Annotated in this window: 19 protein-coding genes and 1 pseudogene; 13 read left to right on the top strand and 7 right to left on the bottom strand. The window is 64.5% G+C overall.

The genetic code is table 11. The annotated features are described in order from the left end of the window. Nucleotides 1-3: 3 nt before the first annotated feature. From SH412_RS00865 to SH412_RS00880, 4 genes are all read right to left on the bottom strand, one after another. Entirely contained in the window at nucleotides 4-198 is a 195-nt protein-coding gene (locus tag SH412_RS00865; protein ID WP_336521612.1) for a hypothetical protein, read from the bottom strand. A gap of 125 nt (nucleotides 199-323) precedes the next feature. After that, nucleotides 324-749 (bottom strand): VOC family protein, encoded by a 426-nt coding sequence (locus tag SH412_RS00870; RefSeq protein WP_336521613.1) that lies wholly within the window; start codon nucleotides 747-749, stop codon nucleotides 324-326. 63 nt (nucleotides 750-812) lie between these two features. After that, nucleotides 813-1,889, bottom strand: coding sequence for a sodium:calcium antiporter (locus SH412_RS00875; protein WP_336521614.1), 1,077 nt, complete (start codon nucleotides 1,887-1,889; stop codon nucleotides 813-815). Nucleotides 1,890-1,903: 14 nt separating this feature from the next. Then, nucleotides 1,904-2,950 (bottom strand): alpha/beta hydrolase, encoded by a 1,047-nt coding sequence (locus tag SH412_RS00880; RefSeq protein ID WP_336521615.1) that lies wholly within the window; start codon nucleotides 2,948-2,950, stop codon nucleotides 1,904-1,906. A gap of 274 nt (nucleotides 2,951-3,224) precedes the next feature. Here SH412_RS00880 and SH412_RS00885 point away from each other — a divergent pair, with 274 nt between their 5' ends. After that, complete coding sequence (locus SH412_RS00885) at nucleotides 3,225-4,400, top strand: SGNH/GDSL hydrolase family protein (protein ID WP_336521616.1); 1,176 nt, start codon at nucleotides 3,225-3,227, stop codon at nucleotides 4,398-4,400. 249 nt (nucleotides 4,401-4,649) lie between these two features. Beyond that, the gene (locus tag SH412_RS00890) at nucleotides 4,650-6,980 is read left to right on the top strand and encodes a beta-galactosidase trimerization domain-containing protein (RefSeq protein ID WP_336521617.1); all 2,331 of its coding nucleotides are present in this window, start codon (nucleotides 4,650-4,652) and stop codon (nucleotides 6,978-6,980) included. A 36-nt stretch (nucleotides 6,981-7,016) separates the two neighbouring features. Here SH412_RS00890 and phnX read toward each other — a convergent pair whose 3' ends face one another. Further along, complete coding sequence (phnX, locus tag SH412_RS00895; RefSeq protein ID WP_336521618.1) at nucleotides 7,017-7,823, bottom strand: phosphonoacetaldehyde hydrolase; 807 nt, start codon at nucleotides 7,821-7,823, stop codon at nucleotides 7,017-7,019. Between the two features lie 42 nt (nucleotides 7,824-7,865). After that, on the bottom strand, nucleotides 7,866-9,014 hold the full coding sequence (locus SH412_RS00900) for a TIGR03364 family FAD-dependent oxidoreductase (protein ID WP_336521619.1): 1,149 nt from the start codon (nucleotides 9,012-9,014) through the stop codon (nucleotides 7,866-7,868). A 137-nt stretch (nucleotides 9,015-9,151) separates the two neighbouring features. Between SH412_RS00900 and SH412_RS00905 the strand changes: the two genes are divergently transcribed. Then, nucleotides 9,152-10,495, top strand: a complete 1,344-nt coding sequence (locus SH412_RS00905; RefSeq protein ID WP_336521620.1) for a DUF5690 family protein — start codon at nucleotides 9,152-9,154, stop codon at nucleotides 10,493-10,495. An 18-nt stretch (nucleotides 10,496-10,513) separates the two neighbouring features. After that, nucleotides 10,514-11,614: a zinc-binding dehydrogenase gene (locus tag SH412_RS00910; protein ID WP_336521621.1), complete on the top strand. Its 1,101-nt coding sequence runs from the start codon at nucleotides 10,514-10,516 to the stop codon at nucleotides 11,612-11,614. A gap of 106 nt (nucleotides 11,615-11,720) precedes the next feature. Here SH412_RS00910 and SH412_RS00915 read toward each other — a convergent pair whose 3' ends face one another. Further along, nucleotides 11,721-12,590 (bottom strand): ThuA domain-containing protein, encoded by an 870-nt coding sequence (locus SH412_RS00915; protein WP_336521622.1) that lies wholly within the window; start codon nucleotides 12,588-12,590, stop codon nucleotides 11,721-11,723. A gap of 138 nt (nucleotides 12,591-12,728) precedes the next feature. On the opposite strand from SH412_RS00915, the gene SH412_RS00920 reads away from it, so the two are divergent. The 9 genes and pseudogenes from SH412_RS00920 (at nucleotide 12,729) to SH412_RS00960 (ending at nucleotide 21,205) form a co-directional block, all read left to right on the top strand. Then, a complete protein-coding gene (locus SH412_RS00920; protein WP_336521623.1) occupies nucleotides 12,729-14,861 on the top strand; it encodes a hypothetical protein in 2,133 nt (710 codons plus the stop codon). 112 nt (nucleotides 14,862-14,973) lie between these two features. After that, nucleotides 14,974-15,852, top strand: coding sequence for a UbiA-like polyprenyltransferase (locus tag SH412_RS00925; RefSeq protein ID WP_336521624.1), 879 nt, complete (start codon nucleotides 14,974-14,976; stop codon nucleotides 15,850-15,852). 32 nt (nucleotides 15,853-15,884) lie between these two features. Next, on the top strand, nucleotides 15,885-16,439 hold the full coding sequence (locus SH412_RS00930; RefSeq protein ID WP_336521625.1) for a Uma2 family endonuclease: 555 nt from the start codon (nucleotides 15,885-15,887) through the stop codon (nucleotides 16,437-16,439). A gap of 91 nt (nucleotides 16,440-16,530) precedes the next feature. Continuing rightward, the gene (locus tag SH412_RS00935) at nucleotides 16,531-17,094 is read left to right on the top strand and encodes a Uma2 family endonuclease (RefSeq protein WP_336521626.1); all 564 of its coding nucleotides are present in this window, start codon (nucleotides 16,531-16,533) and stop codon (nucleotides 17,092-17,094) included. Nucleotides 17,095-17,114: 20 nt separating this feature from the next. Continuing rightward, complete coding sequence (locus SH412_RS00940) at nucleotides 17,115-17,336, top strand: Uma2 family endonuclease (RefSeq protein WP_336521627.1); 222 nt, start codon at nucleotides 17,115-17,117, stop codon at nucleotides 17,334-17,336. Nucleotides 17,337-17,384: 48 nt separating this feature from the next. Next, nucleotides 17,385-17,699: pseudogene (locus tag SH412_RS00945) on the top strand (Uma2 family endonuclease); the annotation flags it as partial. Nucleotides 17,700-17,779: 80 nt separating this feature from the next. Next, on the top strand, nucleotides 17,780-18,913 hold the full coding sequence (gene mqnE / locus SH412_RS00950; protein ID WP_336521628.1) for an aminofutalosine synthase MqnE: 1,134 nt from the start codon (nucleotides 17,780-17,782) through the stop codon (nucleotides 18,911-18,913). 160 nt (nucleotides 18,914-19,073) lie between these two features. Beyond that, nucleotides 19,074-20,255, top strand: a complete 1,182-nt coding sequence (locus tag SH412_RS00955) for a L,D-transpeptidase family protein (protein WP_336521629.1) — start codon at nucleotides 19,074-19,076, stop codon at nucleotides 20,253-20,255. Between the two features lie 53 nt (nucleotides 20,256-20,308). Beyond that, nucleotides 20,309-21,205, top strand: coding sequence for a hypothetical protein (locus tag SH412_RS00960; protein ID WP_336521630.1), 897 nt, complete (start codon nucleotides 20,309-20,311; stop codon nucleotides 21,203-21,205). The last annotated feature ends 143 nt before the right edge of the window (nucleotides 21,206-21,348 follow it).

Here is a 21,348-nt window from a genome sequence, read left to right on the forward strand (position 1 = left end):
GTCTCAGGCCATATCTTTGTACGCGTCGTACGCCAGGTAGCCGACGATGCCGGCGGCGACCAGGAACAGGATGTCGAACGTCATCTGCCCGGCGAACGGAATCTGGATGAGCATATCCAGAATCGCCGCAACAGCGACGAGACCGGCAACTGCGAACGAGCCCATGACCAGGTTTTTCGGCAGCGACGACGAGGCCATGCTGAAAGATCTCGCGGAACAGAGGGGACGCAGAACAGCCGTTTGACGTCCGGAAGTATACGGGACGTTCCCGCCCCCGTGCCAGTCGGCTTCCGGCGGGGAACGGGAAAGTTTTGGCCGGGCGGTCAGGCCGGACCGGATTCAACGGACGTGCCGGGAGGGGACGAGAGTTCGACCAGGTGCCCGTCGGGGTCGTGAACGAACATCTGCACCGCACCATCCGGGCGAAATTTTGGCAGAGAAACCAGCTCGACCCCGCGCTCGACCAGCAGTCGGGCAGCCTCTGCCGCGTCCGGCACCAGGAAGGCGAAGTGATGTCCGCGGGTGTTCTGGCCTGCGCCTGTCCCGGCCGGACCGGAGCCGGAGAACTCCAGGATTGTATGGATCTGCGTTGCCCCGGCCTGAAACCATTGCCCGGCAAAGCTGAAGGGGGGACGCGGGACTTCCCGCATCCCGAGCAGGTCGACGTAGAATCGGCGGGTGGCGGCGAGATCGCGGACGACGATCGTGACGTGGTCGATGGACTGAACCTGCAGCGGCGATGGGGGCATGGCGGTGGCTCCTGAGCGTGCCGCCATCAGACGCCAGATGCGGACGCAACGCAACTCTGACCGTCAGGCCAGTCCCTTCAGGTAGACCAGGTACAGCGAGCCGACGATCAGCAGGATCACCGTCACGGCGTCCGGCTCGATCAGCCAGTAGCGCTTCTCGGCCCGGCTGAGCAGACCCAGCATGACTACGGCCGTCACCAGAATTCCCGCCGTTGCGGTGATGGCGTGGATTGGCCCCACCGAGCCGAGCAATGCGCCGGGATCGGCGAAATCGATGAACGCCAGAATCAGCATGTTGAACGAGTTGCTCCCCAGGATATTGCCGATCGCGAGATCGGGAGCGCCGAGGCGGAGGGCGGCCAATGTGGCCGTGGCTTCCGGCAGCGACGTCACCCCCGCGATGAACACCGCCCCGAAAAACGTCTTCCCCAGACCGGTCAGTTCGGTGAGGTGATCTGCGGTGTGAGCGAGCTGTGGCGCCGCGAAGACGATCGCTCCGGCGCAGGCCAGATAGACGAGCACCGCCTGTCCGAGCGTCATGCCGGGGGGAGTGTCTTCCGCTTCGGCCGCAACCGCGGCTTCGTTCCGCCCGACCTGCTGGTCGAGAACAATCAGGCGGAAGCAAAGGAGGTAGGTGATTCCGATGGCCCAGGCGCCGGGACCCAGGCGGAGAAACGTGGACTGACTGCCGAGCAGGATGGCCAGCAGGACGATCGTTTTGAGGACGATGGTTCCGCCGGCGGACAAGGCATGCACGGCGGCGCGCGAGGAGAGCATCCGGGCCTGCGATCTCGTAAAGAGGTCGAGCACGGCGAGGATGAGCAGATTCATCAGCGAGCTGCCGAGCAGATCGCCCAGCGTCAGATCGGGCGACCCCATCCGGACCGCGGTCCAGCCGACCATCAGTTCGGGGAGGCTCGTTCCGGCCGCGAGCAAGACGAGACCGACGAGGGTACGACCGATGCCCGTCACTTCGGCAATGCGATCGGCGCTCCGCGCCATAAACGTACCGGCGACGACGATGATCAGAGCGCAGAACGAGAACCACGCCACCAGCCCGAGCATGCCGACCACCTGTTCCTGGCGAAGAGGCCTGAAGAACTCTCCGAGCAGGTTACAGAAGACGTGCGAAGCATGCACGCCGATCGGGAGAGTTACGGCTTCGTCGCGGCGGCGGCCTCGGGTTCGGCGGCAACGATTGGTTGAGCCGGTTGGTCAGCTCGGAGTCGGCCGGTGGTCAGAAACCGGACGCTGGCCTCAACGGCCGCCGGGTTCGAGAGCATGAACGTGTGCAGGGCCGGGACTGTCAGGAAATCGGCGGCGCCAGGGAGCCGAGTGCTGGCGACGGTCACCGTTCCGTCGTCATCGCCCGGGATCAAGGGGTTCCAACCGTCGGGGGTGCCGCGGGCGCCGGCGATCACGGCGAACTCCAGCCGGGGAATCGGGAGACTGGAAATCAGTCCTTCCGGATGGCTGACGAGTTGCTGGCCGGCGGGCCCCAGGACGGCGCGGAACAGGAAGTTCCGTTGCAGGAGGTCGGCCATCTCCGCGCCGCGATTCGGGACGCCGAGCATCGTCAGCCGACCGAGGCGCGGATCATCATGCGCCGTCAGGTACGAGCGGACGATCAGGCCCCCCATGCTGTGGACGACGAAGTCGATCCGTTCGAGGCCTTCGAGACTGGAGATCACTCGATGCAGGTACTCCGCCGATTCGGGGACGGGGACCTGCGTGCTGGGGTAGTCGAAGGGGATAGCGGTCAGGCCCTCGGCCTCGATCGCCTTCGCGAGGGCCTTCATGGACTTCGACGAGCGGGTGATGCCGTGGATCAGAATCACCCCCCGGCCCTGCATGGGGGGGAGATTCCGTTCCTTGCGGATCTCCGCCAGTCGGGCCTGGCACTCTTCGAGCGTTCCGGAGGCGTGCCGATGATCGGCTTCGTCCAGCAGGCGGAAGTGTTTGCTGAAGACGTTCTGCTGAATCCGCCACCCGCGGAAGAACTCCACGTCTCCCCAGAACAGCCGGCCGCCAAGGGTCTTCATGGTCAGGACATCCGTCTTACCGGCGGGAGGAGCGGGGACAACTTCGGCAGCCGATTCGCCGGCCCGTGGTTCTTCGCCGACCCCGAGCGAACAGAACGAGGCCGCCGCTACGGTCGTCAGGATCTGAGACAACCTTCGCGCGAAACGCCAGATCCGCATGTCTGTTGCTCTCCGAAACGTGAGTGAACCGGGACACGTTTCCTCGCCGGAGAATTGTAGATCCTGGAACCACCGCCCGACCAGCCCGACTCACTATCGGTGATGTCTGGGTGGCACGGGTGGCCCTCAAGCCACCCGTGATTTCAAGCGCCGGAGTGTCGGGCAATTCTCGCTGTCCGATGCGGGGGTGGCGTCCCCGCCCAGTTTCGGCGAGCATGTTCCCGGCCGGGGCGGCTGGCTGAGAACGTGAGTCACTACAGGGGCGGAGACGGGGATGGCGATGCGACAACGGCTGGCGGTGTTCTGGGGGGTGGCGGCGGTTGCGTTTGCGGGGGCGGCGGTCGCCGATGACGCGAGTACGATTCCGCCCCGCGAAGCGGTGATCCGGAGCCTCCCGAGCCTGCACCTGCTCGAACCGTGGTGGTCGTCGCCGGTCATTTACGGCGACAGCACGCTGCCGATGCAGGCGGAGAAGGACGGCCCGATCACGGGGCGGCTGGCGTTTCCGGCGACGGAGATTCTCTCGATCAAAGACGCCAACGGTGCGCGGACGTACGAGCTCGGCAAGGATGTCACGCTTGCCGGGGACGGCAAAACGCTGGTCTTCACGTCCGAGTCGAAGGTTCCGTTTCTGACGAGCGACGATCTCTATCCCCCCGCCGGCGCGCCAAACAGCTACAAGCACCGGGTGGGGCATCCTGAGCAGAACATGCTGTTCTGGCAGGGGCACTGGTTTCATGACCGGCAGGTGGAAATCACGTACCGGCGGAAGTCGACCGGGTGGCCGATCGAGGCGCCGAAGTTCGCGGCGGAGGCGCTGCCGAAGACGCTGGCCCGCCTGCGGGCGAAGGAGCCGGTGACGATCGGCGTCAGCGGAGACAGTATTACTCAGGGCTATAACGCCACCGGCTTCACGGACGGCGAGCCTCACATGGCGCCCTATCCCGACCTGGTGGCAGCCCAGTTGCAGGCGACGTACGGCTCGCCGATCACGCTCAAGAACCGGGCTATCGCTGGCTGGAGCATCGCCCACGGACTGAAGGATCTCGACAACCTGCTGGCCGAGAAGCCGCACCTGATCATTCTGGCGTACGGGATGAACGACGTCGGCCGGCGGGACCCGGAATGGTTCCGCAGTCAGGTTGCGGAGTTTCTGAAACGCGCTCGCGAAGCCGACCCCGCGATTGAGGTAATTCTGGTGGCTTCGATGACGGGGAATCGAGAGTGGATTCACGTCCCGAACGAGATGTTTCCCAAGTACCGCGACGCGCTGAAATCGCTGACCGGCCCCGGGGTGGCGCTGGCGGACCTGACTTCGCTCTGGATGCTGCTCGACCATTCGAAGCTGCATCTCGACCTGACCGGCAACGGTCTCAACCACCCGAACGACTGTGGCCACCGGCTGTATGCGCAGGCGATTCTGGGCCTGCTGGTTGCGCCTGCGAAGTAAGAGAAGAAGGATTCACCGCGGAGACGCGGAGGACGCGGAGAAGCCATCAGGAGAGTGAAAAGTGAGTATTGAATAGTGATGAGTGCAAAGTGACAGAAAAGTGATTCGCGGTCAATCGGTGTTTCATCCTGTCTTGCACTACTCACTCATCACTACTCACTTTTCACTCTCCGGGCTCTTCTCCTGCATTTCTCTGCGTCTCCGCGGTAACGTTTCTTCTCTTCGGAATTCTTCGCGCGAGAGATAACCATGTCGCGACTCTGCTCGATCGGCGTGTGCCTGGCGATGGCCTTGACCGACATCCGGCCGGTACTTGCTCAGTCACCGGTTCGCGGCATCTGGGGCCGCGAAATCCTGTCGCAACCCTTCGACAAGGAACCGTTCCGCGAGATCCGGATTCCGGAGTGGGTGCAGGAGACCATCGGCTGCGGGTATACGCTGTCCGTGATGGGGACTGAAGCCCGCGCCGCCGCGGCTGCGCATGGGGTGACGCTCAGCGAGATGGGGTTCGTCGATCCCTTCTATGCGTACTACGACAGCCAGCTCCTGAAACGCCGTAGTCCCCATGTGCCGCCCGAACGGCTCGCCAAGGACATCGCGGAGTACAAGAAACTGGGAGTGCGGATCCTGGGAGTCTATCCGCCCTGCCTGCAGGCGGAGGTCTGGGAGACTCATCCGGAGTGGCGGCGGATTTCGACGAACACCACCGAGATCCCCGTGATCGATCTGGTCAAATTCCCCCACGGCGGCATGCTCTGTCTGCTCGGGCCGTACGGTGACTTCTTCATTGAGGTGCTGGCGGAGATCCTGCGAAAATTCCCGGACGTCGACGCCTTCAGCTTTGATGGCCTCCACTATGGCGGTGTCTGCTACTGCCAGCACTGCCGGGCGGACTATCGGAAGGAAGTCGGCGGCGAGATTCCGAACGCGGATCTCAACGATCCTGCCTTCCGGCGGTATCAGCACTGGGCCGACCGGCGGATGGAGGACCTTGTCCGGCGGATGCAGACGCGGCTGAAGGGGATCAAACCGGAGGTGGCTCTCGTCACCTGGACGACCAACGCCGGGAGGTTCGGACACTTCTTAAGTATCCCGCGGAACATGCCCGCGCGGATGAACCTGCTCCTCGACGCCCCGGACCAGGAGCTCTGGCTCGACGAGACTAACCGCGGAACAACGATCGTCCCGGCGATCGCCAACGCTTACATGTGGGCGGTGACCAACCACCGGGTCGGCTTCAGCGAACCGTACATCCTCAGCCACGGCAACCCGTACGGGAAGGACAGTTTTCCACCCGCTGAGATCCAGCGGCGGATGCTGCTCGCCGTCACCTACGGCGCACAGCCGAGTATCGCGGTGGCTCAGCCGCCTCACCTGCAACAGGCGCTCTACGACTGCATGGACGAGGTGCAGCGGCGGAAGGAGTGGCTGACGCAGAAGTCGCCTGAGCCCTGGGGGGCGATGCTGCTCAGCGACAACAGCCGGAACTTCTACAGCCGGACATCGGGCCAGGCGGAAGAACGGTACCTCGCGAATGTGTTCGGGACGTTCCGAACGGCCGTCGAGGAGCATCTGCAGGTCGTGCTGATCAATGACTGGAACCTGACCCCCGCGGATCTGGCGAAGTACAAGGTGCTGATTCTCCCCAATGCCGCGTGCCTCGACGAGCGCCAGGTCGCGGCGGTCGAGGGCTTCGTGCGGCAGGGGGGCGGGCTGGTGGCAAGTCTGGATACCTCGCGTTTCGACGAGTTCGGCGACCCGCGGCAGAATTTTGCGCTGGCGGAGGTGTTCGGCGTCGACTACCAGGGGGCTCCGGACCTGACGGCGACGCCCGCCGAACTGGATGAGAATTTCAAGCTGGCGATCGGTCCCGACTACTGGGAGAAGCGCAAGAGCGTATTCGACTTCCGTCAGAACGTCGCCTCGCCCCTCAACCAGGGACGGATGAAAACCTACGTCAACGACGAGCCGGTGACGTTCAAAGGCGCCGCGATCCGCGTGGAGCTCCTCGACCCGGCTGCGCAGACCTGGGGGACTTTCGAGGCGAAGGGAGTCGCCGGAGCGCCGCGTCAGCCGGCGGTAATCGCCCGGCAGCATGGGGCGGGGAAGGTTGTCTACTTCGCGGCGGGACTCGATGCCGGGTACTACCTCTACGCCTATCCGTACCAGCGACTGGCGCTGAAGCACGCGATTCAGTGGGCGGCGCCCGTTCTGCAGCCGGTGGCTATTGAGGCCCCGATGTGCGTCCACACGTCGGTCATGCGGCAGCGGAAGGGAGAGACCGAGCGATTGCTGGTGCACCTCTTCAGCGATCTCAACACGACCGGCCAGCACGCGCTGCCCGTCGATGACGTGCCGCTGCGGGAAGAGACCGTCCCGATCCATGACATCGAGGTGACGTTCGGATCGGAGTATCGCTTCAGCCGGATCCACCTTGAACCGGGCGGCCTGGACCTGCCTGTCGAGCGAACGGCCGACGGCCGTTCGCTGGTCACCGTCCCCAGACTCGATATTCACGCGATTGTCGTTGGCGAACTTCAACCCGCACCAAGGACGACTGACTCTGGCGATCAGCGATGAGCGATCAGCCCCGATCCGGAGACTCGCTCTCGTCTATCACGGCCTCTCGCCCCGGTTCAGCCGGTCCTCGATCTTGTCGAGGACCGGGAGCAGGTCGCTGACGCCATCAATGACGTAGTGGGCTCCCGCCTGGCGGAACTGGTCGGCGATGGCCTGCAGGCGCTGGCGGAGGTTGTCCGTCGGAAGCGCTGCGATCTCTTCCTCGGACAGACCCAGGGAGTTGCCGGTCCGGGCGACGGCGACGGTCCAGCAGCCCGCGCTAAGTCCGGCCGAGATCCCGATCGGGGTATCGTCGACGACGACGACCTTCGAGAGCGGATAGATTCCCAGCAGCTCGCAGGCCCGGAAGTTCAGCCACGGGGCAGGGCGGCCGGCCGAGACGTCGTCGGCGCAGAGAACCACGTCGGGCTCGTATCCGCCGGCTTTTGCCACCGGCCGGACGACGTCCATCAGCTCGCGGGTGTAGCCGGTCGACGAGCCGATCTTGAGGCCGCGCCGGCGGCATTCGTCGACAACTTCGGGGACGCCGGGGATGACCGCGGAACCCGCCTCCAGGACCGACGTCTGGAGGGGGAGAAACTCCCGATACATGCGGTCGATGTCGGCGTCGGTCGAGGGGGACCCGTGGGCGGCCTGCCAGGTGGCGGCGACGCGGGGCATGGCGAGGACGGTTGAGATGTGATCGCGCTTGGCCCGGCCCATCGGCTCGCGGGCTTCGGCGACAGTGATTTCGACGCCGCTCCGGCGGAAGATTTCCTGGAAGACCTGGGCGGGGGCCCGGCTGCCGTAGTCCACGGTGGTGCCGGCCCAGTCGAAGAGGATCGCTTGCAATTGCTGGGGCATGGAGCAAAGTCCGTCGTTTCGGAGTGAGGGGCCAGTCAGTACTCAGTCGAGCGATTCGTCGTCGGTCCAGCGGTTCCAAAGTTCGTCGGCCAGGCCGAACGACATGGTCATGCCGGCTCCGCCTGTTCCGGTCAGGACGCGGACGGAGGGCAGGGGGGTGGCTTCGAACGCGGGGAGCTGGGGGTGCTTGGCATAGATCCCGTGCCAGCGCTGTGCGATCTCCCAGGTCGGAAACTGGAAGACCTTCGTCAGCTCGCGAAGCATCAGGTCGTCGATGACCGCCTTGTCGAAAGGCTCGATCTCGTCGCCGTACTCGTGGGAGTCGCCCAGGATCACTTCGCCGGCGTCGTTCTGGGACGCCATGACGTGAATGCCATACCGGTCGAGTTCCGGCGTTTCGCAGGCGATGCGATCCCGGACTTCGCGGAGTGTCGGGCAGATCTCGAAGTTGTGGTAGTGGCGGAGTGTCAGACCGCTGGCGAGGTGCGGACCGAGCCGCCAGTCTCCTGGCTGCCGGACCGTCCGGAGCATCTGCAGCTTGCAGCGAACCAGTGGCGAGGCGGCGAAGATTTCCGGAAACAGAGTCTCGAAGTCGGCTCCGCCGCAGACGACGATTCGCCATCCGGGCCAGGTCCGGCCGTCTGAGGTGTGGACTTCGCCGTCTGCAATGCGGGTCGCGGTGAGGCCGAACTCGAACCGGACGCCATGCCGTTCGACGAGCCACGCGGCGATGGCGGCGGAGGCAGTCCGGGGATTGACGACCGCTTCGGTCGGGCTGAAGAGACCGCCGAGCAGTCCCTTCGGCTGGGCAGCGGGGGTCCTTCGCAGGACTTCGTCACGGTCCAGCAGGCTGACGAAACAACCCAGGTCTGGGGCGGCCGCGGCGAACTCGCGGAGGACCTGCCATTCGTCTTCGCGGTGCGCCAGGTGGATCGAGCCGCACGTCTGAACCCAGAGGCCCGCCTCCCGGGCCAGTTCCAGCCAGAGGTCGAGACTGCGGAGAGCGATGGCGTGCCTGTCGCCGTGCGGTTGGCCGACGGGCCAGACCATCCCGAAGTTTCGGACCGAGGCGCCGGCGGCGCGCGAGGTCCGTTCCAGGACGGTGACCTCGTAGCCTCGCCGGGCGGCGGCCCAGGCATTGGCCAGCCCCACGATGCCGGCCCCGATCACCACCGCCGTCCCGTCGTTCACGAATTCTTCTCCAGTTCAGGCTATGGTGACTCCGGGGGGTGCCCCCCGCGTCGGATGAGCGTTTCTGCTGTTCTTGCCGTAGACTGTTTCCGCGACCGGCTCCCGGTCGCCCATCCCCATCCCGGAGATCCGTCAGCATGACTGACGATCATGCAGAAACTATGAACGAGGCCCGCCCGGACCGCCAGCCGGGCGGGGCCTGGTTCCTGAATTTCTGGGTGACGGCCGCGGCGTTCGGGACGTACTTCTGCATGTACGGATTTCGAAAGCCCTACACCGCGGCGACCTATGCCGACGTCGTTGTCTGGGCCGGGTTGAGCCTCAAAACGCTGCTGGTCATTTCGCAGACGCTGGGCTATCTGCTGTCCAAATTCATTGGGATCCGGGTGGTGGCCGAGCTGCCCCCGCGACAGCGAGCCATGGCGATCCTGGGGCTGATCGGGATGGCCGAGGCGGCGCTGCTGCTGTTCGCGTTCCTCCCCGCTCCCTGGAACTGTCTCTGTCTGTTCCTCAACGGGCTGCCGCTCGGAATGGTCTTCGGGCTGGTCCTCAGCTTCCTCGAAGGGCGGCGGGCGACCGAGGCGCTTGCGGCCGGACTCTGCACCAGTTTCATTGTGGCGGACGGGTTCACCAAGACCGTGGGAAGTTCGCTCCTGCAGGCGGGGGTTTCAGAAACCTGGATGCCGTTTACCGCGGGGCTGGCCTTTGCACCGGTGCTGGTCTTCAGCGTCTGGCTGCTGTCGCGGACGCCTCCGCCGACCGCCGCCGACGTCGACCATCGAACGGCGCGGACAACGCTCAGCCGCTCGGACCGCCAGCAGTTCCTGGGTCGTTATGCGCCCGGTCTGGCGGCGTTGACCGGGGCATACATTCTGATCACCGTCCTGCGGAGCATCCGGGCGGACTTTTCGCCGGAGATCTGGCAGGGGCTGGGGTTCGACAAGAGCCCGGGGGTCTTCACCCGGTCGGAGCTCTGGGTCGCACTCGGGGTGATCATCGCCAATGGCCTGACGGTCCTGATCCACGACAACCGCCGGGCGTTCTTCGCCTCGCTGGGGATTGCCATCGGCGGCATCGCCCTGCTGCCAGTGGCGCTGGTTGGACTCCGCCAGGGGTGGCTGGGCGGGTTCCAATTCATGGTGCTGATGGGGCTGGGTCTCTACCTGCCTTACGTCGCCGTCCACACGACAGTCTTCGAGCGGCTGATTGCCATGACTCGCGACCGGAGCACCGTCGGCTTTCTGCTGACATTTGCCGACGCCTTCGGATATGTCGGCGTCGTGGTCGTGATGCTGACCAAAGAGGTGCTCCACGCACAGGGGGTCTTTGAGCGTGGCGGGTTCCTCGAATTTTTCACAACCGCCGCCTGGGTGATTTCCGGGTTCGGGTTGCTGGGACTGCTGACCGTCTGGGGGTATTTTGTCCGGCGGGAAACCGGCCGCGCGGCGGCAGCCGTCGAGGTCATTCCCGCGGTCGAGTAAGCCTGCTGGACGAAAAAAATGTCGGCGATGACAAGCTCCGTGCATGCAATGGTCTTCCACCGACCCGGGGAGCCGTTCGCGGCCTGCGAGTTTCCCCTCCCGCACTTGAAGGGTTCCGAAGTTGCGGTCGACGTCGTGGGATGCACCCTCTGCGGCAGCGATCTCCACTCGTGGGAAGGGCGGCGGACGACGCCATGCCCCACCGTGCTGGGACATGAGATTCTGGGGCGGATCCGAGAATTCGGTCCGACCGCGATTCCTCGGGATGCCGCCGGCCGGCCGCTGGCGATCGGCGATCGGGTGACCTGGTCGATCGTGGCCAGTTGCGGCGGGTGCTTCTATTGTCTGCGGGGTCTGCCGCAGAAGTGCGAGCGGCGGGTCAAGTACGGTCACGAGGCGTTGCGGTCCGGCGGAGAACTGACCGGGGGACTGGCCGAGGTCTGCCACCTCGCCGAGGGGACCGCGATCTTTCGCGTGCCGGATGTGCTGCCCGACGAAGTGGCCTGCCCGGCGAATTGTGCGACGGCCACCATCGCCGCGACGCTCCGGACGGCAGGAGATGTCCGTGGCCGGCGGGTGCTGGTTCTCGGGGCCGGGCTGCTGGGCCTGACCGCCTGCGCGATGAGCCGCTGGCTCGACGCGGAGACGGTCGTCTGTTGCGAGCTCTCCCCTGAGAGGCGCGAACGGGCGCTGGCGTTCGGGGCGACTCACGTTGTCGGACCGGACGAACTGGCGTCACTGGTCGGAACGCTGACGGACGGGCATGGCGTGGATGTGATCCTGGAACTGACGGGCGCTCCCGCCGCCTTCGAGTCCGCCTGGCCTCTGGCCAGACTGGGGGGCGTTGTGGTGCTGGTCGGCGCCGTCTTTCCGAGTCGCCCGGTCTCGCTGTCGATGGACGACATTGTGCGTCGGAACCTGAGCGTGCTCGGGGTCCACAATTATATTCCGGCTGACCTTGGGGAGGCCCTCCGGTTTCTCGAAGCCCGGCATGCCGATCATCCCTTCCGGCATGTCGTCTCGGCTTGGGTTCGTCTGGACGAGGTTGACGCGGCCTTCGAGGCGGCCCGCTCTCCCGACATTCTCCGGATGGGGCTGCGCCCGGTGCGCGCCGGTTGAAATCCTGCTGGCAGGTGCGGCAGGCTGCGGATGATGGCGCGAACTGTCGGCGACCTGGGGGTCTGCGAAAGCGGCGTGTTCCACGTGGAACGCGAAAGTCTCCGGGTTACGGACTCTCGGGAAGTTTCAGCGCAGCGGGATCGAGCGGGACGGCGACTCCGTCCGGGGGGATCTCCCGCTTCAACGTCCAGAGTACGCCCTGGACGATGGATCGTCGACAGGCGAGGTCCTCCCAGTTGGCATGTCGGTGCAGCCCGCTGAAGCCGAACGACCGCCCGCCGTCAGGCCGTTCCCACGCCCAGCCGACGGTCTCCCATGCGCCGTCGATTTCGGCCTCCAGGACCGAGGACCAGCCGGCCCGATCCGCGGGGAATTTTAGACGGTAATAGAACTCGTCGTCGATGCGGGTCGACGGGACGCCGCGCGACACAGGGTGGGGAGGGACGGCGGGTCTCAGGTCCGTCTCCAGAAACTTGTACTTGCGGTTCGGTCCGCCGTGGCAGCCTCCGAAGAGGGCGACGAACTCGGGAACCGGATCTGCGGTCCGGCTCCCCATCGCCCAGTGCAGGCAGACCAGTCCGCCTCCCCGGCGCGCCAGTGCCTGAAAGGCTCGCAGGCGATCCGGGTCGTCGCCGACCCAGCGGGCGCCCTCGGCCAGAAAGAGGACCGCCACGTCCGCGGACTCGAGGAGTTGCGGGCCATCGGTCCAGGGAGAATCCGCCTGGACGGTCCGGACTTCAAGCCCGTCGTGTCGCTCCAGGAGCTGCTTCAGGATGGTCAATCCGGCGACGTATTCGTGTGTCGCTGTCGGGTGACCGTCCGGCCGCTGGCTGCAGAGCAGAACCCGCTGGGGTCGGAGAGGCGGAGTATCGGCGATGGCCGGTCCAGCGGTCGCAATTGCCAGGAGGAGCAGGCAGATCCGAATCATGGGGTGAACCTCGGCGGGGGGATTTCCCGGGAAACCGGGACCGGTCATCCGGAATTCTGTACGAACGGGCGGTCGGGTCGCCACTGATAAGGGAAAGGGCGAGGTCGAATACGTTCGGCTGGGGCTGCCGTGTCTGGGGCGGAAAGTCGCCTTGGAGACGGCTGCCGGAAAACGGGAGGACTTCCGATGAGATTGACTCTGCGAACTCTGCTGGCGTATCTGGACGACGTGCTGGAGCCCGGTGAGGCCCGCGAAATCGGACAGAAGATTCAGGACAGCCCGGTGGCGGCGGCGCTGGTCAGTCGGATCCGGGAAGTGATGCGGCGGCGGCGATTAACCGCGCCGGACATCGACGGCCCGGAGCAGGGCGTGAACCCGAACATCGTGGCGCAGTATCTCGACAACTCTCTGACCGACGACCTGGTTGCAGATATGGAACGGGTCTGTCTGGAGTCTGACGTCCAGCTTGCCGAAGTGGCGGCCTGCCATCAGATCCTGACGCTGGTGCTCGGCGAACCGATGGACGTGTCTTCGCTGCAGCGAGACCGTCTGTTGGCTCTCTGTCCCGGCCAACCGGCCAGCCAGCTCGATATGACGCTGGCCCCGCCGACTCGGAGTTTGAGACCTGCAGAAGCGCCCGTCGCCTTCTCCACCTCGAACGGAGAAGGATTTGAAGACCGATTGCCCGAGTTCCTGAAGCCTTCGCCCTGGCCGTCGCGTGTGATTCCGATTGCTGCTGCGGCCCTGCTGATCGTCGTCTGGATTGGGATGGTGGTTTCCGACCAGCAGACGATGCGCGGATTGTTTCAGCCGGCCGTTCACGGACTGGAGGCGCCGGTCAGCGGTGATCCAGTCGCGGCCCGCGATGCGGCGTCTCCGGAAGGCCAGCCGCCTGGCAACCGGGTTGCGCCCGCCGAAGACGCGTCTGGCAAACCGGCGATGACAGGAACACCGGAGACGCCGGCGCCGGCAGTTCCGCCGCGGCAATCGGAGCCGACCGAAGTGGGCGCGACAAAACTCGCTCCGGTTCTGCCCGAGACAGCAGTTCCGGCGGTGGTGGAACCGAAGCCAATGCCGCCTGCGGCCGCGCGACCCGCCGCTGAGGAACCTGCCGCTCCCGCGGTCGCGCCTCCGTCCGCGTCGCCTCCGCTGCCGGTCAGCTATGTGTCGTCGGAGGGGATTCTGCTCAAGGAAAAGGCGGCGGACGACCATTGGTCGCTGGTTCCCCGCCAGGCCAGTCTGGAGCCGGGGGATCAGCTCGCGGCCCTGGAGCCGTTCGAGGCGCTGTTGAGCATCGACAGCGATACCGCTCGGGTGACGTTGCTGGGAGACACGTTGACGCAGTTGATGGGGCCGACGCGCGCTGCGCGAGTGGGCTTCGGGATTCATCATGGACGGATTGTGCTGCAGAGCGGTCGCAAGGAGGATCGGTTGCCAGCGGAGATCGCGATTGCCGTCGGGCAGGATTTGTGGAAGGTGGAATTGCTCGCACCGGACACCGTGATTGGCATTGAAGTCGAGGTCCGTGAGACGACCGGTCCGGACCAGGATTTTGGCGCCAATGGCTACCTGGCGGAGTGTTTTGTACTGACGGGAGCGGTGCGCTGGGCGGGAATCAATGGTCAATCCCAGCAGGTGGATGGCGGCCACTGGTTCCGGATTTCGCCGGGCATGGGCCCGATGGCGGAACGGTCGGTTTCGGAGCCGATTCCCCTGGTGGAGTCGCCCGACTGGCTGGATCCGCAACGTCGCAAGCTGTCGTCCGCATTGCGTCGCTATGCCGACCTGTTTGAGAAGGAACTCGCTCCGGCCGATTCGGTCGAGCAGACGCTGGGAACGCTGGCGGGGGATTCGCGGCCCAAGATTTCCGAGCTTGCGACGCGCGGCCTGGCAACGATGGAAAACTACCCGCAACTGGTGACGGCGCTGGCGCAGTCGTCTCACGAGGAAAGCCGATTTGCCGCCCGCGACGGTCTCAGGCGCTGGCTGGCGTCGACGCCCGGAGCCGGTGCGACGCTCTCTAAGGAGCTCGAACTGAGGTATCCTCCGGCCGAGGCCGCGACGATGCTGCGACTGTTGTGGGGATACTCGGACGCCGATGCGCGCAATCGGGCGACATCGCTGGAGCTGGTGGAACTTCTGCGAAGTCCTCGCACCGAGTTCCGGGAGCTGGCGTTTTTTCACATCGTCCGCCTGACCGGGCAGCGGCACGACTATCGTCCGCTGGATGGGGGAGTCCGCCGGGAACCGGGCGTCCGCCGCTGGTTTGACCACGTCGAGCGAGAGGGGGCGCTCGTCAAACCAGAGGCGCAGTCATGACGGATCGGGCGATTCCGATCGGCGGAGGAACCCCTTGCTGAATGGTCGGCGGGTCTCGTTGGGGCTATCCTTCCCGGTCGTTCCGCAACCCTGTTTTGTGACCGGCCCCGCCATGTGGACTCGTTTCCGTCATCTGCTCGAGCTGATCCGTTTCAGCCATACGATCTTCGCTCTGCCGTTTGCGATGTTGTCGGCGGTGCTGGCCTGGCGCCGGCCGGACAGTCCGTTCGAGTGGCGCGACCTGGTGGGAATCCTGCTCTGCATGGTCTTCGCCAGGTCTGCGGCGATGGCGTTCAACCGCCTCGTCGATCGAGGGATCGATGCGGACAATCCGCGGACCGCTCGCCGCCACATCCCGGCAGGGCTGCTGTCGGTCTGGGCGGTGACTGCATTCACGGTGGCGACCAGCCTGGCCTTCGTCGCCTCGACGCTCATTTTTCTGCCGAACACGCTGCCCGTGATCTTGAGCGTTCCAGTGTTGCTGGTGCTGCTGGGGTATTCGTATGCGAAACGGTTCACGGCCTGGTGCCATTACTGGCTGTCGGCAGCGCTGATGCTGTCGCCGCTGGCCGCCTGGATTGCGATCCGCGGGACCATCGAATGGCCCCCCGTGCTGATCGCGGCGGTCGTGTTCTTCTGGGTCGGCGGCTTTGACATTCTGTACTCGTGCCAGGATGCCGAGTTCGACAGGGAACGCCGCCTCTTCAGCATTCCGTCGCGGTGGGGCGTTCCGCGGGCGCTTCGTCTGGCGGCGGTCAGTCACGCCCTCACTGTCGCGGGACTGCTCGGATTGTGGTCGGTCGCCGGTCTCGGACCAGTGTTCCTGGCCGGCGTGATTGTCGTCGCGGTGCTGCTGTTTTATGAGCACTCGCTGGTCCGGCCTGAGGATCTGACACGGGTGAACCTGGCGTTTTTTCACGTCAACGCGGTAATCAGCCTAGGGTTGCTGGTGGTGACGCTCGCCGATCTGTGGTGGACACGCGCCCGTTGAGGAGGAGATAATTTCCGTCTGGAGGTGAGGCCATGTCGATCGCACATCAACCCGTGACCTGGCGACAATTTGAGCGGATGGAGTTCGAGCATCCGACCGAGCTGGTGCGGGGAGAGATCTCGGAGCAGGAAATGCCAACCAGCCAGCACGGTTCGGTCTGCGCGATGGTCGCTGCGTTCCTTGTGTTCTGGGCGCGCACGGGACGCCAAGGAGCAGTCTTCTCCAACGACTCGCACGTCCTGACTGAGCGAGATCCCGACACGGTTCGTGGGCCCGACTGTGCCTTCATTCGCCGCGAGCGGCTGCCCGAAGGCAAGTTGCCTGCCGGCGTTCTGGAGATCCCTGTCGATCTGGCCGTCGAAGTCCTGTCGCCGACGGATCGCTGGACCGACGTGCTGGACAAAGTGCTGGAGTATCTTCGCAGCGGAGTCCGTGAGGTGTGGGTCATCGACCCGCAGCGGCGGTCGGTCGCCGTGCATCAACCCGAACAGTCGCCGATGCACTTCGCAGAGTCCGAGACACTGAACCGACCGGAGCTGCTGCCGGGATTCTCGTGCCCGGTTGCAGAGCTGTTCGCGGATCTGTGAATGCTGTGTGTTCCGGCCGATCCCCGGATTCCGGAGTGCGGTAGACGCCGGCTCGGCGAGAGGGGAGAATTGGCCGGGAGGAGATTCCGACATGGCCATCGCCCCGATTCAGCTCATCACAGCCGACGAGTTCCTGCGGATGTCTTTCGAGCGCCCGGTCGAACTCGATCGTGGGGAGATTGTTGAAATGCCCCCTGCGAGTTTCCGCCACGGCGAGATCTGCAGCAACATCAGCGATGCGCTGCGGCGATGGAGCCGGGGCACGAATGCCGGGTTGCGCGTGGCCACGAACGATGCCGCGATCCTGACGACGCGCAAGCCCGACACCGTTCGCGGCGGCGATGTCGTTGCGATTCGACAGCGCCGACTCGGCTCCGAACAAGATGCCGAGCGCAGTCTGGAGATTCCGCCGGATCTGGTGGTCGAAGTACTGTCTCCCTCAGACCGGTTGCCGGCCGTAATGGTCAAGGTGACGGAATACCTGCAGGCGGGGGTCGCGGAAGTCTGGGTCGTCGATCCGGAAGATCGGCTGGTCGACGTGCACAATCCGTCCCGGCGACTGCCGGCCCGGTTTGGAGGCGATCAGGTGCTGACCAGTCCGGAATTGCTCCCCGGATTCTCCTGCCCGGTTTCCGAGTTCTTCGCCGACTCCTGACAATCAATGGGAATGCAGCGATGACTCCTCCCGCCGCCGCAGACCTGCAGTCGGCCAGGCAGACCGATCTCATCACGATCGAGCAGTTCGAGCAGATGAGTTTCGAGTTTCCCGTCGACCTGGTCAAAGGCAGGATCGAAGAGATGCCTCCTCCCGGCGCCGCTCATGGTCGAGTCTGTGGCAATATCTTCTTCTTTCTGGAAGGCTGGGCGCGGCAGTCAGACGCCGGGGCGGTCACCTGAAACGACTCCGCGGTCGTCGACGGCGAGGAACCGGGAACGGTTCGCGGCAGTGACGCAGCCTTCGTACGCTGGGAGTCGCTGCCCGAAAGCGCGCTGCCGGTCGTGGCGTTCCGGACGGCGTCCGACCTGGTTGTGGAAGTTCTCTCTCGTTCCGACGAATGGTCGAAATTCGAGACAAAGCTGGATGACTACCTGGCGGCGGGCGTGATGGAAATCTGGGTCGTGTCGGTCGACGAGCGGTGCGTCTGGAGCTATCGGCCCGACCAGCCGCACCGGCGGTTGGAGGCTGCCGAGGAGCTGAGCAGCCCGGAAGTCCTTCCCGGCTTTTCCTGCCGAGTGGTGGATTTCTTCCTCCACGTCTAAAATCCGGGGATTGACGCAGGCGGTCCGATTCCGCCCGCGGGTGTCCCGAATTTCTGACCACTGAAGCCCGATTCAGCCCCATGACCGATTCCGCACTGCTGCAGCGTATCGAAAACAAAGTCCTTGCCGGCGAACGCATTTCGTTCGACGAGGGGGTGTTTCTAGACGAGCAGGCCGACCTGTTCACGCTGGGGCGGCTGGCGAACGTCGTCCGCGAGCGGAAGAACGGCAACTACGCCTACTACAACACCAACATCCACCTGAACCCGACGAACGTCTGCGTCTACCGCTGCCGGTTCTGCGCGTTCCGGGCGGATTTGCGGGCCGAGAAGGCGTACGTTTTTTCCGACGAGATGCTCCGCGAGCGGATTCTGGAGGCCCGGTCGCAGGGGGCCACTGAGATCCACGTCGTCGGCGGATTGCACCACCAGAAGCCGTTCGACTGGTACGTGAACGTCGTTCGAGTGCTGCACGAGACGTGCCCGGAGATTCACATCAAGGCCTGGACTGCGGTCGAGATCAACTGGTTCTGTTTCATTACGAAGCAGCCAGTGGAATGGGTCATCCAGCAGTTGATCGATGCGGGTCTGGGGAGCATGCCCGGAGGGGGCGCGGAAATCTTCGATCCCGTCGTGCGGGCCGAGCTCTGCGAGCATAAGGCGGATGCGGACAACTGGATCAAGATCCACCGGGCCGCACACCTGCAGGGCGTCCGGTCCAACGCAACGATGCTCTACGGGCACATCGAGAATGCCCGGCACCGGATGGATCACCTTTGCAAGCTGCGCGAACTGCAGGACGAGACGGGCGGCTTTCAGACGTTCATTCCGCTGGCCTTCCACCCTGAGAACACCAAGCTCGACAACATTCCCAAGCCGACGGGGAACATGGATCTGCGGACGCTGGCGGTCTCGCGGATCATGCTCGACAACTTCGACCACATCAAAGCGTACTGGATCATGCTCGGCGAGAAGATCGCTCAGGTGGCGCTCTCATTCGGCGCCGACGACCTGGATGGCACTGTCGTCCATGAATTGATCTATCATGACGCAGGGGCAAAAACTCCCGAAGGGTTGACGGTCGAACAGATCCATCGACTGATTCGCGAAGCCGGTCGGACGCCTGTCGAGCGGGACACGTTGTACCGACGAGTGATCCGGGAGGGCGCAGGCTGGCAGGTCGGCGAGCCGGTTTCTGCGGGGCTGGCGAGCTGAGTCGGACCCGGTCGCCGCGAACCGTATCCGGCAGTTTTCGCTTCCCATCGACCCGTCCGGGGGAATCTGCTAGAACCAACCGCACGTGGACCTCGTCGCGCGTGCAGTGCAGATCGACGGGGCGGGAACGGATTCGCCGCGGATACAGGGATGGAAGCCGATGGCTCGCGGATGGAGCAGTCTGGTCGGAGTTCTGGTTGTTTTCGGAATCGGCGCCGGCGGAGGTTTTGCCTGGCGCGCGGGCTGGGTTCCTATGGAGTTCCGCCCCGCCGAGACGGGCAGCCTCAATTCGGATTGGTCGAGTGGTCCCGAAGCGGCCCAGATCGCCGCTGCCGCGCCCGCCGTTGATGCCGTGTTGGCAGTGCCGGAGCAGAGCGAGCCCGAGCCTCTGGAAGGGAGCAATGTCGCAGAGACTTCTCCCGGAATTCTCGGCCCGGCTGCGATCGAAGGAGCCCGCCCGCTGGCCGATGCCCGATCGATCGAGAAGCGGACGCCGATGCGGCTCAGCAAGCCGGAAGAGGCTTTGAAGGGGCGAGTCCAGTCGGCGACTTTCGCCGAGGAAGCTGAAGACTCCGCGCCTCGGTCAGTGCAGACATCGGGGGATGACGCGTCGAAGGATAAGGAAAACCGTTCAGAAATCGCTGCGAGCCCGGCCCTCGCCGACGAACTGCAGCAGATCGATCAGCAGATTCAGGCCGGCGAGTTTCTGCCCGCGCACAAGGAACTGTCGCGGATTTACTGGGAACGGCCGGCAGATCGAGCGGCGATTCAGTCCCGTCTGGAATCCAATGCCAACACGATCTTCTTTCAGCCGCAACCTCACTTCACTGAGCCGTACGTGATCCAGCCGGGCGACCGTCTGGAGTCGATCGCGAAAAAGTACAAGCTGTCCTGGGAGTATCTTTCGGCGCTCAATCGAACGTCGCCGACGCGCATTCAGGCGGGCAAACGTCTGAAGGTGCTGAAAGGCCCGTTCAGCGCCGCGGTCGATCTGCAGGATTTTGCATTGACGGTGCACCTGCAGGGCTACTATGTGAAGCGCTATGAGATCGGGATTGGCAAGGACGGTTCGTCGCCGCTGGGTCAGTTTCCAGTCTTGACCAAGATTGCGAACCCGCAATACACCGATCCCGACGGCCGGGTGATTGAGGGAGACGATCCCAGGAATCCTCTGGGAGAACGCTGGATCGATCTCGGAAACAGCTACGGCATTCACGGCACCATCGAGCCTGAAAGCATCGGCAAAGCGGCTTCGCGCGGCTGCATCCGGATGCGCGATCCGGACATCATAGAAGTCTACAACTTCCTGACGGTTGGCTCCGAGGTGACATTGAGAAACTGATCCTGAGCGAGCGTTTCCCTGGCTCGTTCGTCGGACCGTCGGGGCTGTTTGCAATGCTGCTCGGCGACTACCGGACTGGAATTGTCGGCCTGCTGCTGCTTGCGGCTGGTTGTGTCGGCGCACCGGTCATCCGCGGTTCGAGCGACAGTCTGGGTGATCTGCGGAAGTCAGTTCGAGACGGAGCTCCAGGCCCGACGAGGACGCAGACTCCGCCGCCATCCGATTGCGACCGACACTGTCGCGACGATCTCGAGGACGAGAATTCGCTGACAGCGGTTCTGTTCGGTCCGCTGCTTCGCGCGGGAGCGATCGGGGCCATTCATCTGGCCGGGGCGCCGTTCACGGTTCCCAATCACTGGCTGGAAGGGGGAGATCTCTACGGCTCCGCCTACTTTCCGACCTGGCCATATGATGCGACCGAGGGGAGTCTGATCGTGGAGAATCCCGATCTGAACAGTCACCGGACGTTTGGAGGTCGGCTGCAGATCTTCGGCGCGACTGACTTCGATGACCTGCAGCGATACCAGGTTCGCCTCCTGGCCGAGCAGACGAATCGATTCGGCGTCGATACGGAGACCGGGCTGCTTCGTCAGACTGTGCCGGACGGTCACGACGAGCTCTGGCTGGGCGACTTTAATTTGACCTACCGATTTGCACAGAGTGAGCACGTGCAGTTTCGGGCGGGGATCGGCGCCAACTGGCTGGCCGACAGCGTTCGCGGCGACGCCGGATTCAATTTCACCTATCAGGTCGATGTGTTTCCGCGAGAACCCTGGACGGCTTCGGCCCTGTTTGACATTGGAACGCTGGGGGACGCGACGCTCTTCCACGGCCGCGGGACCGTCGGGGTGATGGTCCGCCAGTGGGAGATCTTCACCGGCTATGACTATTTGAGCATTGGAGACTTCGATTCGCACGGAGTCCTGGGAGGTCTCTCGCTGCACTTTTGAAACGGGACTGCACGAACCGATCCGGGATGCAGGATAGCTGCATTTTTCGGAAAGTCCGGATTGTCGGGTCCGCTTTCTCTCCGGGGCCGGATGTCCTACACTCTGAGCTTTCCGGGATTCCCGGTGTAGCACGAGTTTTGAGA

Origin of the sequence: Planctellipticum variicoloris, assembly GCF_030622045.1 — a bacterium.
In the GTDB taxonomy this organism is placed as follows: Bacteria; Planctomycetota; Planctomycetia; order Planctomycetales; family Planctomycetaceae; genus Planctellipticum; species Planctellipticum variicoloris.

Bases quoted from the DNA above. Each gene is read 5' to 3' on its own strand.
- SH412_RS00865 (WP_336521612.1), bottom strand. From the start codon at position 198: ATGGCCTCGTCGTCGCTGCCGAAAAACCTGGTCATGGGCTCGTTCGCA.
- SH412_RS00870 (WP_336521613.1), bottom strand. From the start codon at position 749: ATGCCCCCATCGCCGCTGCAGGTTCAGTCCATCGACCACGTCACGATC.
- SH412_RS00880 (WP_336521615.1), bottom strand. From the start codon at position 2,950: ATGCGGATCTGGCGTTTCGCGCGAAGGTTGTCTCAGATCCTGACGACC.
- SH412_RS00885 (WP_336521616.1), top strand. From the start codon at position 3,225: ATGGCGATGCGACAACGGCTGGCGGTGTTCTGGGGGGTGGCGGCGGTT.
- SH412_RS00890 (WP_336521617.1), top strand. From the start codon at position 4,650: ATGTCGCGACTCTGCTCGATCGGCGTGTGCCTGGCGATGGCCTTGACC.
- phnX (WP_336521618.1), bottom strand. From the start codon at position 7,823: ATGCCCCAGCAATTGCAAGCGATCCTCTTCGACTGGGCCGGCACCACC.
- SH412_RS00905 (WP_336521620.1), top strand. From the start codon at position 9,152: ATGACTGACGATCATGCAGAAACTATGAACGAGGCCCGCCCGGACCGC.
- SH412_RS00910 (WP_336521621.1), top strand. From the start codon at position 10,514: ATGTCGGCGATGACAAGCTCCGTGCATGCAATGGTCTTCCACCGACCC.
- SH412_RS00915 (WP_336521622.1), bottom strand. From the start codon at position 12,590: ATGACCGGTCCCGGTTTCCCGGGAAATCCCCCCGCCGAGGTTCACCCC.
- SH412_RS00920 (WP_336521623.1), top strand. From the start codon at position 12,729: ATGAGATTGACTCTGCGAACTCTGCTGGCGTATCTGGACGACGTGCTG.
- SH412_RS00925 (WP_336521624.1), top strand. From the start codon at position 14,974: ATGTGGACTCGTTTCCGTCATCTGCTCGAGCTGATCCGTTTCAGCCAT.
- SH412_RS00930 (WP_336521625.1), top strand. From the start codon at position 15,885: ATGTCGATCGCACATCAACCCGTGACCTGGCGACAATTTGAGCGGATG.
- SH412_RS00935 (WP_336521626.1), top strand. From the start codon at position 16,531: ATGGCCATCGCCCCGATTCAGCTCATCACAGCCGACGAGTTCCTGCGG.
- SH412_RS00940 (WP_336521627.1), top strand. From the start codon at position 17,115: ATGACTCCTCCCGCCGCCGCAGACCTGCAGTCGGCCAGGCAGACCGAT.
- mqnE (WP_336521628.1), top strand. From the start codon at position 17,780: ATGACCGATTCCGCACTGCTGCAGCGTATCGAAAACAAAGTCCTTGCC.
- SH412_RS00955 (WP_336521629.1), top strand. From the start codon at position 19,074: ATGGCTCGCGGATGGAGCAGTCTGGTCGGAGTTCTGGTTGTTTTCGGA.
- SH412_RS00960 (WP_336521630.1), top strand. From the start codon at position 20,309: ATGCTGCTCGGCGACTACCGGACTGGAATTGTCGGCCTGCTGCTGCTT.